Annotated in this window: 16 protein-coding genes and 1 tRNA gene; 10 read left to right on the forward strand and 7 right to left on the reverse strand. The window is 54.6% G+C overall.

Annotated elements, in window-relative coordinates:
* The first annotated feature begins 74 nt into the window (after positions 1–74).
* Positions 75–150: transfer RNA gene (locus EV681_RS18555), tRNA-Asn, on the forward strand.
* Between the two features lie 422 nt (positions 151–572).
* Here the strand turns inward: EV681_RS18555 and EV681_RS22570 are convergent.
* Positions 573–836 carry a hypothetical protein gene (locus EV681_RS22570; protein WP_165393095.1) on the reverse strand — a complete coding sequence of 88 codons (264 nt, stop codon included), beginning with the start codon at positions 834–836 and terminating at the stop codon, positions 573–575.
* Positions 837–1032: 196 nt separating this feature from the next.
* Here EV681_RS22570 and EV681_RS18565 point away from each other — a divergent pair, with 196 nt between their 5' ends.
* Positions 1033–2622, forward strand: coding sequence for a TerC family protein (locus tag EV681_RS18565; protein ID WP_128394657.1), 1590 nt, complete (start codon positions 1033–1035; stop codon positions 2620–2622).
* A gap of 279 nt (positions 2623–2901) precedes the next feature.
* On the opposite strand, the gene EV681_RS18570 is transcribed toward EV681_RS18565, so the two are convergent.
* Entirely contained in the window at positions 2902–3099 is a 198-nt protein-coding gene (locus tag EV681_RS18570; RefSeq protein WP_128394656.1) for a hypothetical protein, read from the reverse strand.
* Positions 3100–3387: 288 nt separating this feature from the next.
* Between EV681_RS18570 and EV681_RS18575 the strand changes: the two genes are divergently transcribed.
* The 8 genes from EV681_RS18575 (at position 3388) to ftsB (ending at position 11803) form a co-directional block, all read left to right on the forward strand.
* Positions 3388–3786 carry a hypothetical protein gene (locus EV681_RS18575; protein WP_128394655.1) on the forward strand — a complete coding sequence of 133 codons (399 nt, stop codon included), beginning with the start codon at positions 3388–3390 and terminating at the stop codon, positions 3784–3786.
* Positions 3787–3843: 57 nt separating this feature from the next.
* Positions 3844–4233 (forward strand): cupin domain-containing protein, encoded by a 390-nt coding sequence (locus EV681_RS18580; protein WP_014751249.1) that lies wholly within the window; start codon positions 3844–3846, stop codon positions 4231–4233.
* Between the two features lie 9 nt (positions 4234–4242).
* The gene (locus tag EV681_RS18585) at positions 4243–5115 is read left to right on the forward strand and encodes an NAD-dependent protein deacetylase (protein WP_130304826.1); all 873 of its coding nucleotides are present in this window, start codon (positions 4243–4245) and stop codon (positions 5113–5115) included.
* A gap of 333 nt (positions 5116–5448) precedes the next feature.
* On the forward strand, positions 5449–7101 hold the full coding sequence (locus EV681_RS18590; protein WP_128394653.1) for a CTP synthase: 1653 nt from the start codon (positions 5449–5451) through the stop codon (positions 7099–7101).
* 10 nt (positions 7102–7111) lie between these two features.
* Entirely contained in the window at positions 7112–7969 is an 858-nt protein-coding gene (gene kdsA, locus EV681_RS18595; RefSeq protein WP_128394652.1) for a 3-deoxy-8-phosphooctulonate synthase, read from the forward strand.
* Positions 7970–8096: 127 nt separating this feature from the next.
* Positions 8097–9746, forward strand: a complete 1650-nt coding sequence (locus EV681_RS18600) for an MDR family MFS transporter (RefSeq protein ID WP_130304827.1) — start codon at positions 8097–8099, stop codon at positions 9744–9746.
* A 278-nt stretch (positions 9747–10024) separates the two neighbouring features.
* Positions 10025–11311, forward strand: a complete 1287-nt coding sequence (gene eno, locus EV681_RS18605; RefSeq protein WP_014751242.1) for a phosphopyruvate hydratase — start codon at positions 10025–10027, stop codon at positions 11309–11311.
* A 30-nt stretch (positions 11312–11341) separates the two neighbouring features.
* A complete protein-coding gene (gene ftsB, locus EV681_RS18610) occupies positions 11342–11803 on the forward strand; it encodes a cell division protein FtsB (protein WP_128394649.1) in 462 nt (153 codons plus the stop codon).
* 204 nt (positions 11804–12007) lie between these two features.
* Here the strand turns inward: ftsB and EV681_RS18615 are convergent, their stop codons facing one another.
* The 5 genes from EV681_RS18615 to EV681_RS18635 form a co-directional block, all read right to left on the reverse strand.
* Positions 12008–12961, reverse strand: coding sequence for a TadE/TadG family type IV pilus assembly protein (locus EV681_RS18615; RefSeq protein ID WP_130304828.1), 954 nt, complete (start codon positions 12959–12961; stop codon positions 12008–12010).
* A gap of 345 nt (positions 12962–13306) precedes the next feature.
* The gene (gene hslO / locus EV681_RS18620; RefSeq protein WP_128394647.1) at positions 13307–14230 is read right to left on the reverse strand and encodes an Hsp33 family molecular chaperone HslO; all 924 of its coding nucleotides are present in this window, start codon (positions 14228–14230) and stop codon (positions 13307–13309) included.
* A 23-nt stretch (positions 14231–14253) separates the two neighbouring features.
* On the reverse strand, positions 14254–14775 hold the full coding sequence (locus EV681_RS18625; RefSeq protein WP_130304829.1) for a gamma carbonic anhydrase family protein: 522 nt from the start codon (positions 14773–14775) through the stop codon (positions 14254–14256).
* 20 nt (positions 14776–14795) lie between these two features.
* Positions 14796–16247 (reverse strand): AMP-binding protein, encoded by a 1452-nt coding sequence (locus EV681_RS18630; protein WP_207227104.1) that lies wholly within the window; start codon positions 16245–16247, stop codon positions 14796–14798.
* On the reverse strand, positions 16244–16777 hold the full coding sequence (locus tag EV681_RS18635; protein WP_128394645.1) for an RDD family protein: 534 nt from the start codon (positions 16775–16777) through the stop codon (positions 16244–16246). Before EV681_RS18635 ends, EV681_RS18630 begins: the two co-directional genes overlap by 4 nt.
* Between the last annotated feature and the right edge of the window lie 3 nt (positions 16778–16780).

A 16780-nucleotide genomic window follows, 5' to 3' on the forward strand; every position in this document is an offset into this window, starting at 1 on the left:
AAAAAAGAATAGAGGATGCAGCCAAGCGCTTGCATTGCCATCCGGTTTCTGGCTATAATCATTTTCTTAATTGATCCCCGATAGCTCAGTCGGTAGAGCGACGGACTGTTAATCCGCAGGTCACTGGTTCGAACCCAGTTCGGGGAGCCATCAATTTTAGCAATAAAATCAAGCATTTAAGCCGCCTCACACGCGGCTTTTTTGTTTTCTACGGCCCAATTATCGGCCAACCTTGACAAAAACATGACACTGATTGCATGCTCGGCTAGATGGTTAGCGTTCATGTGTGCATTTTTTTCTCGATCTCCAAGCTTTCCCGGCCTCCCAATTCTTTCAAAACAAAAAGGGGAGTGCCAGTGTGGACATGCCAGACTTGCCCAAGTCTGGCGTAGATCGTGACAGCGCAAATCAGCGAGCCCGGTCTTCTTTATTGCCAGATTGAATGATCGCCGGTTGATATCGGCCGGAACGGCTCGCGTTACTCTGGTGAACGCCCACTTAAACGCAACGAAGACTTTTCGGATCTTTGTGAAATGGGACGCTAAATTAAGTAGCCGTTTGCTCACATGAGCTTATTTTTCGTGGTCGCCTTTCCACAACAAACTGACCAAGGTAACCGCAACGGTAGTGATTATTGCCAAAACAATATAGGCTGCATTCAAGCCAAGTTCGGCGCCTATCCACCCCGCCGCAGGATAAGTGATCAGCCAGCATCCGTGAGATAACGCAAATTGTGCAGCAAAAAGAGCCGGGCGATCCGTCTCATTTGAAATAATTATTCCCGTCGGGCCAACTATGTTGTAAGATTCAGTTATCTGTAAGAAAAGGGTGCGCATGTTTATTGCCGCCCGCCACTATGAACAAACCTCCCTCGATGAGGGCGTTCTGCACCGTCAGGACGCCCTGTCCCTTTCTCCGGCTGTTGGCCGACCCGTCTTTTCGCCCTGACAGGCACATCCTCGTAAAGCTGCCGCGCGATGTAACGCTGCGGCGCGTTCGCGTTTCTCTTTCTTTTGCTCGTAGGAATCTAAAATGATTTTTGATTGGATGGCTGACCCAACTGCCTGGCTCGGCCTTGCCACGTTGATTGTGCTCGAAATTGTATTGGGCATCGACAACTTGGTATTTATCGCCATATTGGCCGACAAGCTGCCACCACATCAACGGAATAAGGCGCGATTGATAGGCTTGGCTTTGGCCATGCTGATGCGTCTGGGTCTTTTGGCCAGCATTGCCTGGGTTGTAACTTTGACGGCGCCATTATTTACAGTGTTTGGGTCTGAAATTTCAGGGCGCGATTTGATTTTAATACTCGGTGGTATGTTTCTACTTTTCAAAGGCACCATGGAATTACATGAGCGCGTTGAAGGCAGTGCGCATGCAGAGACATCGGGGAAGGTTCAGCATGCTATCTTTTGGCAGGTCATCTTGCAGATCGTGGTACTTGATGCGGTTTTTTCACTGGATTCAGTCATAACCGCGGTCGGCATGGTGCAGGATCTGAGCATTATGATGATTGCAGTCGTCATCGCGATGGCCGTTATGATGATGGCTAGCCGAACGCTAATGGCTTTTGTAAGTCGTCATCCCACTGTCGTGATTCTGTGTCTGGGCCTGCTGCTCATGATTGGCTTCAGTCTGGTTGCCGAAGGTCTGGGTTTTCATGTTCCCAAAGGCTACTTATATGCCGCGATCGGGTTTTCAATATTGATTGAATTTTTCAACCAACTGTCGCGTCGTAATCGGGTCAGAGGCTCCCATGCATTGGGTCGACGCGAACGCACAGCTCAAACTGTACTTCAGTTGCTGCGTGCTGGAAAGAATCCCAAAGGTGTTGAGAACCACACTGAAGACAATGTCGCTTTTATTGACGGTATGGATAATGAATCGGTATTCGCACCGGAAGAAAGCAATATGATTGAGCGAGTCCTGGCGATTGGTGCGCGTGATGTACGCTCAATCATGATTCCTCGTGGAAAAATGGTTTGGCTGGATATCAGGGATACGACTCGGGAGGTAACTGAAAAATTTGCCTCAGGACACGCACGGCTGCCTTTGTGTGATGGAGACGCTGGCAATGTTATTGGCATAATACATTTTAAAGATTTATTGACCCAATTCTCGGTTCCTGGCGGATTGGATTTAGTGGCGTTAGCTCGAAAACCTCACTATGTGATTGAAACGATGCCTGCGTTGAAAGTGCTGGAGGTGCTTCGAGATTCACGCGAACATTTGTTAATCGTAGTGGATGAGCGAGGCGTATGCGAAGGCCTGCTTACACCGTTAGATTTACTGACGGCAATCGGCGGGGAACTTCCCGAGCACGCGGATACTGCGTCAAAGGCAATCGAGCTGCCTGATGGTTCGTGGCTGCTCGATCCAAGTATGCGAATCGAAGATGCTAGTCGCACACTTGGAGAGCCAAGTTTGACGTTTGATCGCACAGACGCCACGTTGACTGGATGCCTGCTTCGAATAGCTGGTCGCATTCCCGATGTTGGGGAAATCATTGAATGGCAGGAATGGCGTTTTGAGATAATACGTAGAGACGGTCACCGTTTGGGGCAAGTCCTTGCATCTAGAAAGCCAGAGCTAAGCGTCGAACCGGACCTGTTTGAGTAATGAGTGAATAGGTGCTGTGGGACATGCCGCTAAGTGTGGTTGATGTAATCGCGTCAATACTCTGTCTGTTGATCTCGGATAATCATTGAAGATTTTGTGTTACAGCAAATAACTCCGTGTTTGAAGCGGTAGATCGGGCCAGTTGGGCGCGATTCATGGTGTACGCTTTTCATGCTTTGTCTGATTTCTGTGGGAGAGTAGGGTTTCCAAATCAAGAAAGGGCGATGTCAGGCCGAATAGGTTGCGGCCTGACATCGCCCCGGTATCGTGGCCAACCCGCTAGCGGCGATTGCTTTTGCCGTCATGGATTTGGCTTTCTATCTGATCCAGCCATTTTTCATGAGCGAACCCGTCTGCTCGATACCATTGCCTGTATCCTTTGTCCGTTACGTTCGACTTTAACCAATGGTCAAACTCCGGCCCCTCTTTTTTTGACAGATCTACACTGCGTTTACGTCTGCGAAGTGGCATGTTCATACGTGCTCCTTATTCGAGTTGTTAACGAAGTAGCACTGAAAATGTAACACGTTCTGCATGATTGGGTGTTACGAAATACATCATAGCGGTTGCCGGCCTTGACAGGCCAGAGGCATTTGACGACATAAAAAGCTGCGGCTACGGTCTTTGAGCCAAAGCAAAAAATTGTGGGATAATCTGCTTATTAAACTGGGTATGAGCGGGATGCAAAATGCAGCACGGTATGGCAGAAATTGTCTGCGGTGTATTATATTTGCGATCGTTCCGCCCCCTGTTCAGGAGTGAATAATGAAGAGAATGCGATGGCTGTTGCTGGGATGCCTGATCAGTGCAGGGCTGGTGGCGTGCAGCGTCCCCACTAAAACCGACCTGATGGGAAATGCCGATTATTTTGATCCGGTTTTTCTCAATAAAAGCCTGATCAAGGACAAAACCACGGTGACCCAGGCCATCCAGGTTTTTGGCGAACCCGATCGCATGACCCGCAATTCCAATAACGAGACCACCCTGAAGTATGCGCGCAAGTCATCCGGCAGCATGGCCGGCAATATGGTTGGCGCTGTGCCGGTTGTCGGGCCCATGGTGGATTCGGCCGGCAGGCTGCTTAGCCCCGGCAGAGCTGATGTGGGCAAGCAGGTGTTGGAAATTAAATTTGTCAATGATGTGTTTCAATCCTGGGAAATGTAAATCCCGGGCCGATAGGCGTCCGTCTTGCGGACCCGTTCACTTTATGGAGTAAGTCGTATGAAAGGTTTTGTCGATGATATCGAAGAATTGACCGTGAACAATGATCTTTATCGCAAGGTGCTTTACACCGGGAAAAACCTGCAACTGGTCCTGATGACGCTGCAGCCCGGTGAAGAAATTGGGGAAGAGGTTCATGAGGGCCATGATCAGTTCTTTCGCATCGAAGAAGGCAAGGGCAAGGTCGTGATTGACGGACAGACACATGCCATCGAAGATGACGACGCGGTAATTGTTCCTGCCGGTGCCCGTCACAATGTGATCAACAGCGGCGATCAGCCCCTGCGTCTGTACACGATTTACGGCCCGCCTGAGCATCGTGATGGGGTAGTGCATGCCACCAAGCAGGATGAGCAGGAAGAGCATTTTGATGGCAAGACCACGGAGTAGGCCGGTTCTATGACAGCGCCGGTTATCGCCGATCTGCAGGCCTTTGTGCAGCAGCACGCGGGCTTGTTGGTAATTACCGGCGCCGGTTGCAGCACCGATTCAGGCATTCCGGCCTATCGTGATACCGAAGGTGCATGGATGCGCCCGCCGCCCATGACGTTTCAGCAATTCATGGGCACACAGGCGGCGCGCCAGCGCTATTGGGCGCGCAGTATGGTGGGTTGGTCAATGTTTTCCGGCGGCAAGCCGAATGCGGCGCATCAGGCCTTGCAATCGCTTGAGTCCAAAGGCTATACAGGTCTGCTGGTGACGCAGAATGTCGACGGCCTGCATCGGCAGGCTGGTCAGTCCCGGCTGCTGGAGTTGCATGGATCCCTGGCAAACGTGGTCTGTATGGATTGCAACAGCAAGCTTGACCGCGTAGATTATCAGCAGCAACTGCTCATTGAGAACCCCGCCTGGGCGGATATGACGGCTGTCATGGCGCCGGATGGCGATGTGGATCTAGAGGCAGATTTTTCTTGCTTCCGCATCCCGGCTTGTGGCCGCTGCGGCGGCATTCTGAAGCCGGATGTGGTGTTCTTCGGCGAAGCAGTCCCGCGCCTGCGCGTCGATGCGGTCTATCAGGCCCTGGAGCAGGCCAGCGCCGTCCTGGTTGTGGGCTCCTCGCTGATGGTGTATTCGGGCTATCGTTTTGTGCGCGACGCCGTCAGACAGGGCAAGCCGGTGGCGGCCGTCACGCTGGGAAAAACACGCGCCGATGCCGTACTTGCGCTGAAACTGAATACCGCTTGCGGTCCGCTGCTGACTGCGCTTGATGCTGTTCTGACACCGGCGGCGCAGAACGGGGGCGGTTGCCGGGATCGACTGGCGGCGGTATAAGGAAATCAGTACGAGGAAGCAGCAAGGAGCAAATCCGTATTGGCGCGCTTGCTTGTAAAAGGATTCGGATTAAACGGATTGCGCGCAGCTGCTACATGTAAAGGGTGGTTGCCCACAGTGACAGTAGACCAATGGTCACAAAAAAGGCAATGACGTAGCAAAGCAGCATAAGCAGGGTTTTTCGTTTACGGTCCATGATCTTTTCTTGATATTTACATCTGTCATTATACGACCTGTTTTGAACCGAAGGCCTCCGGCGCCTTACAAAAGCAGCATGCTCAAGCTATAATTCAAATTTCCTGCTACGGCCCTTTTCGCGGGGCCCTTACTCCAATGACAAAGTATGTATTCGTTACCGGCGGCGTGGTCTCTTCGTTAGGCAAGGGAATCGCCGCCGCGTCGTTAGCGGCTATCCTTGAATCGCGTGGCCTGAAGGTGACCATGCTCAAGCTGGACCCGTATATCAACGTGGATCCGGGTACGATGAGCCCCTTGCAGCACGGTGAGGTATTCGTCACCGAAGATGGCGCCGAAACTGATCTTGACCTCGGCCATTACGAGCGATTCATTTCGGCTCGCATGCATAAATCCAATAACTTTACCACTGGCCAGATTTACGAATCCGTGCTGCGCAAAGAGCGCCGGGGCGACTATCTGGGCAAGACCGTGCAGGTTATTCCCCATATTACAAATGAAATTCAAGATTTCATCATCCGCGGTGCAAGGCAGGCCTGGGATGGCCAGACCGACGTGGCCATTGTGGAAATCGGCGGCACGGTCGGGGATATTGAATCCCTGCCATTTCTTGAGGCGGTACGGCAAATGAGCCTGCGTCTGGGGCGCAATGGCGCGGCTTTCGTGCATTTGACACTGGTGCCGTTTATCGCCTCTGCAGGCGAGCTCAAAACCAAGCCAACGCAGCACTCTGTGCAGAAGTTGCGCGAAATCGGTATCTACCCGAACGCGTTGCTGTGCCGTGCCGACCGCGAAGTGCCAGAAGACGAGCGGGCCAAGATTTCTCTGTTTTCCAATGTACCGCTGGATGCCGTCATTTCCGTATGGGATGCCGATTCCATCTACAAAATTCCGTCCATGTTGCATAACCAGAAACTGGATGAACTGGTTTGCGATGCGCTGGCGATTTCTCCGCCCCCGGCCGATCTGTCCATGTGGGACGGCCTGATCGATGCGCTGGAGCATCCGCAACATGAAGTGCACATTGGTATGGTCGGCAAGTATGTCGATCTGACCGAGTCGTACAAATCGCTGATCGAAGCCTTGCAGCACGCCGGTATTCATACTCGTTCCAAAGTCGTTATTGACTATATCGACTCCGAGGATCTGGAAGGGGGCGCGGTTGAAAAGCTGGCTGCACTGGATGCTATTTTGGTGCCGGGCGGCTTTGGCAAGCGCGGAACCGAAGGCAAGATTCGCGCGATTCAGTATGCACGTGAAAACAAGGTGCCTTATCTGGGGATCTGCCTTGGCATGCAATTGGCCGTCATAGAGTTTGCCCGGCATGTGGCGCAGCTTGGCGGCGCCAACAGTACCGAATTTGATCCGGCAGCCCCGCATCCGGTCGTCGCACTCATTACCGAGTGGATGGATCGCGAAGGCAAAGTGGAAAAGCGCACAGCGTCCTCCGATCTGGGCGGCACGATGCGCAAGGGCGCCCAGCGTTGCCCGGTCAAGGAAGGCACGCGCGCCTATGATATATATGGTCCGGAAGTCAACGAGCGCCATCGCCACCGGTATGAGGTCAACAATGTCTATGTACCGCGCCTTGAAGAAGCCGGCATGGTCATCAGTGCCCGTACACCGACCGAGAATCTGCCTGAAATGATGGAAATTCCGACCCACCCATGGTTCATGGGCGTCCAGTTCCATCCTGAATTTACCTCTACGCCGCGTAACGGCCATCCGCTGTTCTCCAGCTTTATCCGGGCAGCATTGGAAAACCAGAAACAGCGGCAGAACCAGGGATAAGGATATCACCATGAATCTTTGCGGCTTCGACGTTGGTCTGACCAAACCCTTTTTTCTGATTGCGGGCCCATGCGTGATTGAATCGCGCCAGATGGCGTTCGACACCGCGCGCTCGTTGCAGGATATTACCGGGCGCCTTGGCATTCCATTTATCTACAAGAGTTCTTTTGACAAGGCGAACCGCAGCTCGGGCGCCTCTTATCGCGGACCGGGAATGGACGAAGGCCTGCAGATTCTGGCCGATATCCGTGAACAGCTGAATGTACCTGTCTTAACCGATGTTCACGACATTACCCAGGTAGAGCGCGTCGCAGCTGTCGTTGATGTGTTGCAGACTCCGGCTTTCCTGTGCCGCCAGACCGATTTCATTTCGGCTTGTGCTGCCACCGGCAAGCCGGTCAATATAAAGAAAGGGCAGTTTCTGGCGCCGGCCGATATGCTGCAGGTCGTGGCCAAGGCCAAAGCCGCTGCCATTGCGGCCGGTGGCGATGGCGCCAACATCATGGTTTGCGAACGCGGGGCCTCTTTCGGCTATAACAATCTGGTCTCGGACATGCGTTCGCTTGCCATCATGCGCGCAACAGAATGTCCGGTCGTTTTTGATGCGACGCATTCGGTGCAGTTGCCTGGCGGTCAGGGCACGTCCTCTGGCGGCCAGCGTGAATTTGTACCCGTGCTGGCGCGGGCGGCCGTTGCGGTGGGGGTGTCCGGTCTGTTCATGGAAACGCATCCGGATCCTGCCGTGGCGCTGTCCGACGGTCCGAATGCTGTACCCCTGGCACATATGGAAGCCTTGTTGCGCTCGCTCACTGACATTGATCGTATCGTCAAGGGCCAGGGCTTTATCGAAGACCAGTTCACCGCCTGATTGCGTCGTTGACAGGTGGCAGGAATATTCGCTGACATGGAGATTGTCAGGTCGGCAGATGTTGTCAGGCGGTCGGCACACATAGCCCGGTGATCGTTGATGCCGGCGTTTACTTTGAACGGGAAGTATGGTTACCAGAACAATCGAAGTGAATGAGGAAAAATCGGCATCGGGGCGATTGCTGCCATTTCGGCAGTCTTTGATGGCTGTGCTGGGCATCTGTTTTGTCGGTATGCTGGTGGGCCTGGATCAAACCATTGTCGGCACCGCCTTGCCTACCATCGTGGCCGAGCTCAATGGTTTTGAGCTATACGCGTGGGTTGGCACTTCCTATCTGCTGGCCTCGGTCATTACTGTTCCTATCTGTGGTCGCCTGAGTGACTATTACGGACGCAAGCCATTCGTGGTTGCGTCCGTTATTATTTTCACCATTGCTTCGATGCTTTGCGGGATGGCCGGCAGCATGACACAACTGGTGCTGGCCAGGGCCTTGCAGGGCATTGGTGGCGGGATGCTGGTCGGCACCGCCTTCGCCTGTGTGCCGGACTTGTTCCCGGACGCCAAAGTGCGTCTGCGCTGGCAGATTCTGCTCAGTTCATCTTTTGGCATTGCCTCGGCTGTCGGCCCCTCCCTGGGCGGGTTTCTGACCGAATATTACGGCTGGCGCTCGGTGTTCTATGTCAATCTGCCGGTCGGCCTGATTAGCCTGTTCTTTATCTGGCAATATTTGCCACTGATTCGTTACAAGCGCGAACAGACAATTCGTCTGGACTGGCAGGGCGCGGTGCTGATTGCGCTGTTCCTGGGCTGTCTGCAACTGGCGGTGGAACTGTTTGCTACGCATGGCGTTTCCTGGCAGGTCGGCTTGTTTTCCGTCGTGTCCGTCGCAGCGTTTATTGTCCTTATACGCTGGGAGCGACGTTGCGCTTTTCCGCTGCTGCCGCTGGAAGTCTTCCGGGATCGCAGCCTGGGCACCATGTTCACCTTGTCGTTATTGACCGGGTTTGTGATGTTCGGCATGCTGTTCTATATCCCGCTGCTGCTGCAGGGCGGCTTCGGCTATTCTCCCAACGACGCCGGCATGCTGGTTACGCCGCTGGTGGTATGCATTACGGTGGGCAGTATCCTGAGCGGTCGCATCGTTATTCGCCTGGCCCGACCCAACTGGATTCTGTATATCGGTTTTGTGTTGACGGCGATCGCCGTGGGCGGCGTGGTCTTTTATGATCGTGGTATGCCACAGTTGGTCTTTTTGCTGTACATGACGCTCGGTGGCGTCGGGCTGGGTTTCATTATGCCCAACCTGACCATTTTCAGCCAGGAGCTGTCCGGCCGCAATAATCTGGGCATCGTGACGGCGCTGGTGCAGTCCATTCGCATGATTGGCGGTATGCTGGGAACGGCTATTATCGGCACCATGGTCAATTACTATTATGTCGCTGGCATTCAGGCCGATGCTAAAAAAATCGACTCGCCGGAGCTGGTTCTGGCGCTGTCTGATCCACAACTGCTGGTCAGGACAGATAGTCAGGCGGGGCTGATAACTGAAATGGCCAGCCTGGGGCAGAATGCCCTTCCTTGGTTGCAGGTGGCGCGCGATCATATGGTCGGTGCGATCGAGTCAGGCCTGATTGTGGTATTTGCGGTGAATGTGATTGCCCTATTGTGGCTCTACAGGCTGCCGCTGATCCGCTTTGCCAGCGTGGGCAATACGATGGCCGAGCCAGCCGTCCCCCCCCGGCGCCGGCGTCGACTGCGGGGCAAGGACAAGGGCTAGCCGGAAAAAATACGGCTGGCATCGTAAACCGCCGCAGGCGCGAGGCGGGACGGCAGGTAACAGGTAGCGCGGGCAACGGTGGCCGGCGCGCTGCAGCACGGTCTGGTTACGCAATTTGCCGTTTTCTTTGCCGGCCATTGCCCAGGCTAAAATGTAAAAAAAGAGATACAAGTTCATTTGCCAGCGGATGCAAAATTACAAGATTGGCTGAGTAAGGTACAATCTACGCAATAAAACCCCATCAAAATCACTGTTTATCAGGCAGGAAAGTCATTACCATGAGTGCAATTGTTGATATTATCGGTCGCGAAATCCTGGATTCCCGTGGGAATCCAACCGTAGAGTGTGATGTATTGCTCGAATCCGGCGTTATGGGGCGGGCTGCTGTACCGTCTGGCGCCTCTACTGGTACGCGCGAAGCTGTTGAATTGCGTGACGGTGACAAATCCCGTTACCTGGGCAAGGGTGTGCTCAAGGCAGTGGAAAATGTCAATACCGAAATTTCCGAAGCGCTCATGGGTCTGGATGCGCAGGAACAAACTTTTATTGACCACACCCTGATCGATCTGGATGGGACCGAGAACAAGGAGCGCCTGGGGGCCAACGCACTGCTGGCAGTGAGTATGGCCGTTGCCCGTGCCGCAGCCGATGAGTCCGGTCTTTCCCTGTATCGCTATTTTGGCGGCAGCGGCCCCATGAGCATGCCTGTGCCCATGATGAATGTCATCAACGGCGGCGCCCATGCCAACAATACGCTCGATATGCAGGAATTCATGATCCTGCCGGTTGGCGCGACCAGTTTCCGTGAGTCGCTGCGCATGGGCGCAGAGGTTTTCCATGCCCTGAAAAAGCTGATCCATGGCCATGGCATGTCTACCGCGGTGGGCGATGAAGGCGGCTTTGCACCCAATGTGGCTAACCACGAGTCGGCCATTCACCTGATTCTGAATGCGATTACTGAAGCCGGCTACGAGCCAGGCACCCAAATCGCGCTGGGCCTCGATTGCGCCAGCTCCGAGTTTTACCGTGACGGTAAATATCATTTGGCCGGCGAGGGTAATATTTCCCTGACTTCGGCCGAGTTTGCCAATTTGCTGGCCTCCTGGTGCGACAAATACCCAATCATCAGCATCGAAGACGGTATGGCCGAAAACGATTGGGATGGCTGGAAAATCCTTACAGACCAGTTGGGTAAAAAAGTGCAGCTGGTGGGCGACGATCTATTCGTTACCAATACGAAAATCCTGAAAGAGGGCATCCAGAAAGGCGTTGCCAACTCCATTCTTATCAAGATCAACCAAATTGGTACACTGACAGAAACCTTTGCGGCCATTGAAATGGCCAAACGCGCCGGTTATACAGCGGTCATTTCACACCGTTCCGGTGAAACAGAAGACTCCACGATTGCCGATATTGCCGTTGCTACCAATGCAATGCAGATCAAGACCGGCTCGCTGTCTCGTTCGGACCGTATGGCCAAGTACAACCAGTTGCTGCGTATCGAGGAAGAACTGGCAGAAGTGGCCCGCTTCCCGGGTCTGGATGCGTTTTACAACATCCGTTAAGCGCTGCGGCGCGAGTATTGAGCATTTGTCATGCGCTTACTATACCTTGCCCTGATGGTTGCCTGCGTAGCCATACAATATCCGCTGTGGTGGGGGGAAGAGGGGTGGGCGCGCGTGACAGTGCTCAAGCAGCAACTGGAAGCCCAGGAAGAGAAGAACAAGGCGTTGCTGGCGCGCAATAATGCAATGGATGCCGAAGTACATGATCTGAAAACGGGCACCGATGCGCTTGAAGATCGCGCCCGTATTGAAATGCGCATGATCAAAAAAGACGAAACATATGTGCAGATCCTGACGCCGAATGAGCCGCAACCCGACGTGCCGGTCAGCTACGAGGTGCCTGGTGCATCCAAGGCCAAGACAGCGCCTGCTGCGGCAGCCAAGCCCCACGCCTCGGGCAAGGCCCAGGCAAAAGCAACAACTGGCGGCAATACCCGGGCAAAGTCCGATAGTGGCAAGCCGGCAAAATCATCAAAACCGGTACAGCAATAGCCGTTAGGAATACGCTTTTGCTGCAAGTATCGCTTGTGCAGACCAGGTAGATTCAAAACTGAGCCAATTCAGGATCTGCTCGGATCAGCACCAGGCCGAATTTGAATGAGCTCGAATCAGAGCTCGGCCAAATCAGTTCCCCAGTCAATATAATTTCCGATGCCACGTTTTGTGCCGGTCGTCGTGCGCATTTATCAATAGCGCTTATGGCACGCAGGCCGAATCGGCTGGCAGCGCACTTTCAGGAGACTCATTGTTAGCGAGCGTTACGCTTGGCTGGTGCTGGCTGCTCGCCGCAACGGCATCAGTGCGCGCCTGCGAGGCAGCCGCATCGCCGGCATGTGTTGCGTTGGGCGTTGCTGGCTGGGAGGCCTTGCTGCTGATTGTGTCGCCGTTGCCACTATTGAAATCACCGGTACCGGCTTTGGCGTTCGATTTGCGTAGCGGTCCCGGTGAGCTGGCAAAAGCATGACGCTGTTTGTAGCGAACATGGGGTGTTTGTTCGGACAGCCAGAGCACCGGATGCGATTGCATTTCAATCGTGATTGCTGCGCTGATTGGCAACACGCCGTGAGTGGCCAGGGGCGATCCGGACGCGTCGATGGCACCGAACACGGTACGCAACAACGTGCGCATGCCCGGTACCACCGGCACATATAAATAGCGCGCCTGCAGTTGCAGCGTGTTGGCATCGTAGATTGTGCTGCCCGATGCAGGGCCACGTGGATATTGTTGATGTTGACGGTGCTGATAATTGTTATTGATGGCCGGGTTGCCGGTTTTCACGGCAATGGGAAGATCTTTTTGCATGAAGTCGGCAAATTCGGCAACATCGGGATGAGTAATGACAATATCCCATGCAAGCTGGCCATGGTCTTGCTCGAATCGTTTCTGTTGGTGGAGCATCCGTTCGTGCGGGCTGAAAAAAGCGCCTGCCGGCGCATACAGTGGGGCCAGGGCATCTAGGAATGCGGCTTCGATGGCCTGCGGCCTGGTGTGGTTCACACTGCCTGCGCGGCCGGCTTCAAGCAGCGCAAGACTGACGGCTTGTCGCGTCATATACCAACGCGAGGCTTCGTAGCTGGCCATGGTTGCAAACATCAGGGGAAGGGCGACAACGAGAAATTCCACCATCGCAAAGCCGTGCTGGCGTCTCAATGAGAAGCCAGCTATTTTTGATGGCTCGCCGCCAGGCTGGCGTGGCTGGGCAAGAGAGCAGGAGCGGGGGCTGAACAAAAATAGCATGTGAAAAAAAGAGTATTGCATTGCCGCAGTGTGCGCAAAACGAAGGCAAATGTATAGTGTGGATTTCTACGCTGGGCAAGTTTGCGTTGCGGTTATTGGGCGTGCCGCAGACGGTGGCAGCAGGAACCATGGTTATCACAACCGTGTTTGCCAACATGTTGGGTAAATGACGCGAGGGAAGGTAGCCGCCAGGGCGACAGCACATTGTGTGTATTGCAGACGGCGCAACAGGCAGGACGCTGCCCGTTGCGTGCGCGCTTAATGCGCGATAGGCTTGGGCGGATCCTCGGGCGATTGGCCATCGATAAACAGACGGGCGCAATCGATCGCATCGAAGGTGTACGGCTTGCCGCAGAAATTGCAGGCGATGTCGATTTGTTCCTGTTCGCTTAGAATGCTTTCGATTTCGGCCTGGCCGAGCATCTTGAGCATATTGCCGACGCGTTCCCGTGTGCACGGGCAGAACCAGCGGACTGGTTGCGGCTCGAAAGTGAGTAACGGCTCCTCCCAGAACAGGCGGTGAATCAGCGTTTCCGGAGACTCACTGAGCATTTCTTCCTGGGTCAGCGTTCGGGCCAGAATGTGGGTGCGCTGCCACGATTCCTCGTGCGCCTCGGCATCATCGGCCGAGCCACCATGGTCAGGCAGTCGCTGCAGCAGCAGACCGGTAGCGCGTTGCGCGTTGGCGGCCAGCCAGATGTGCGTATCGAGCTGTTCCGACTGTTTCATATAATGCTCCAGGACCTTGGCGACCGAATCGCCTTCCATGGGCACCACACCCTGATAGGGTTGCTGGCCTTCCTGCCGGTCTGTCGGATCCAGAATGACAATAAACCGACCGTTGCCGTTGCTGTTGAGCAGCGACTGGAATGTGGCATTGTCGGGAACCACAAATTCCTGACGCAACTGTACAGTGGCGCGCAGGCTCAGGTCTGATTGGCATTCGACCACGATCAGGGCCAGTGCCCCGTCGCCCTGCAGTTGCAGCACGAGCGAGCCATCGAATTTAATATTAGAGGCAAGCAGCACCGAGGCTGCACACAGCTGCCCGAGCAGGTCGCGAACGACCGGCGGATAGCTCTGATGCGCCAGGCCGGTGTGCCAGGTCTCGGTCAGATCGACGGTCTGGATGCGGGTGCTGCGGTCGTCAAGCAGGTATTTTTGTAATTGGTCAGTCGTCATGGCAGGGTGGCACAGGGCCAAAATTACGTCAGGCGTTTAAGGCCGCTGCGATAGCGCTGCCCCTGCCATACGTAATGAGCAGTATTTTTGTGAATATTGGCGATTTCGTCTTCGCTCAGCGTGCGCGCAATTTTGCCGATACCGATAACGAGCGAGCCGTCTGGGATGACTTTGCCTTCGGTCACGATGGCGCCTGCGCCGATGATACAGTTTTTGCCAATACGTGCGTTATTCAAGACAATGGCCTGCATGCCGATCAGAGAGCCTTCCCCAACGGTGCAGCCGTGCAGCATGGCCTGGTGGCCAACAGTAACGTTCTTTTCAATGGTCAGGGGAACGCCTTCGTCCACGTGCAGCACACTGCCTTCCTGGACGTTGCTGCCTTCCTGGATCAGGATGGGCGCGTTATCGCCGCGAATGGCCACATTGGCCCAGACGCTGACATTTTTTTCCAGGGTGACGTTGCCAATGACCGTCGCGCTATCAAAGACAAAAGCGGTGGTGTCGATGTTTGGCGCCAGCTCATCAATCTGATACACAGCCATGATGAATATTTCTCCTTTGCCTAGCTGGTTACGCTGTCGGTACCGGTATCGGAATCGGTATTGGCATCGCGCCAAACGTAGCCATCTTTGTCAATGTGGCCGCGAATGGCTGTTGGAATCCACTCCTGTGGTTCGGCCTGCAACGGATGGATCTGGGCGCCGGACCAATAGTGCAAGGCAACTGCCGGATCGGGATAATCGTTCTGATCTGTCCTGTTGACTGCGATAAAACCCTTCTGGCCAGTTTTCAGTGGCTTGCCGTCCTGGTCGATAACAGTGATTCGATGGCCAGGATACACGCGGCCCATACTGCCCTGGCGAGGCGCCCATTTTTCCTGGCTTTCGCCAATGATATAGCCAAAGCCCAGCGGGGCGGCAACCACATTGATATCAACGTCAAAGCGCTGCTTGGCCCATTGGCCCAGCGACGGATCGTAATCGGTGTCCAGGCAACTGATGCTGCGGATGGCCAGCTCGAATTCCTCCAGCGTATCGGGGTATTCGCGGATGCGGCGCAAATCCTGGCCGGACGCATGAATATTGGTAATTTGGTAGTGTTCGAGCAGCGTAAACAGTCGTGGAATGGTGCGTCCAGCCGGGCAGCCGACGATGGACTTGCCGAAATACAGCGTGGGCAACAACGCGTTGAGCAGGCCGTTAGGGCTGTTCCAGTCGTAGGACGTCCAGAATATATCGTTCGTTTTCGGAAACCAGTTCTGTGACGCGACAAAGCCCGGCAGGGTGCCGATCAGAGAGCTGTGATCCAGAAGCACGCCGCGCAACGGTTCGTTTTCGGCCGTGGCAGGGTACACCAGAATGGCCGGCGTGGAGGCGCTGACCACATGGGGTGTGAATGTGGATGGTTGACGCGCCAGCAGGGTACGCCAGGAAATGATCCTGTCGTCATCCGTGTGGATGCCGATGATCTGTTTGACTGGCGAATGATTGTCAACCGCGGAAATAAGCGCAGTAATGGAGTGCTTGTCTACCACCGCTACCCGTGCCTGCGAATCATGCAGTCTTTCGGCGTATTCGGCACTGCTCAGGGACGAGGTCAGGGGCACCACAATCGCGCCCACGGTAAGGACCGCCAACTGGGTGATTGCGCTTTCCGCCGAGTGCTGCAGCGCGACCGCTACGCGGTCCTGCGGCTGCACACCCATGCGGATAAAGCCATTGGCCAGTTTATTGACCTTCTCGGACAGCTGCCCGTAAGTCAATAGTGTGAGCTGCCCTACCTGATCTTCGAAATAAATGGCGACCTGGCGTGCTTCGTGCGGGCTGGAGGCCCACCGGTGACAGCAGGCATCCGCTATATTGAATACCGAGGGAACCAGCCATTCAAATGATTTATAGAGTGACGAATAATGATCGGTCATAAGGTGGCGTAAAGAATCGGGGGCGCTAAAGAAATAGGGCAGTGCGTGCAAAAAAGATCCTGCCTGCTGCCCGTGGACTTCTGATTCTATCATTGAATTGCCGCCGGCGATAGGTCGACCAGACGGGTGCCGGCCAGCCTGTCATGCAACATCAGTCCGTCTCGGTCAAACCAGCTATAGATAAAGTTGAGAAAGGGCGTAAATACAATGAACAAGGTGATAGATGGCCAGCCCAGTGAATTGGAGGCGGTGTACACCAGATAGGCTCCCAGCAGCGGGATTGGCCAGCACAGGACATAGCGCAGCACGAGTTTGCCCAGGGAAGGACGACTGCCTTGCCGGCTGACGAGCCGGATATTCCAGGTTTTCATTGGTAGTGTCTGTCCGTGTTTGCGCCAGCACAGCACAAAATACAGGCCTATGGCGACAAACAGCACGGCCTGGCGTGTGCCCAGAAGGGTCAGGCCGCTGCGGCTTTGCGTGAGCGTGTCGAAAATGTAATCGGCAAAGAAGACGACGCCGAACAGGAGCACGGCCTCGTACATCATGCAGGCAAACAGGCGCAAGCGGGAAGGGGAACGGCGCGACAACAGCGCCGCGTCAGCAGGGGCAGAAGGTTTCATGCA

This window comes from Advenella incenata, assembly GCF_004217095.1.
Lineage (GTDB): Bacteria > Pseudomonadota > Gammaproteobacteria > Burkholderiales > Burkholderiaceae_B > Advenella > Advenella incenata.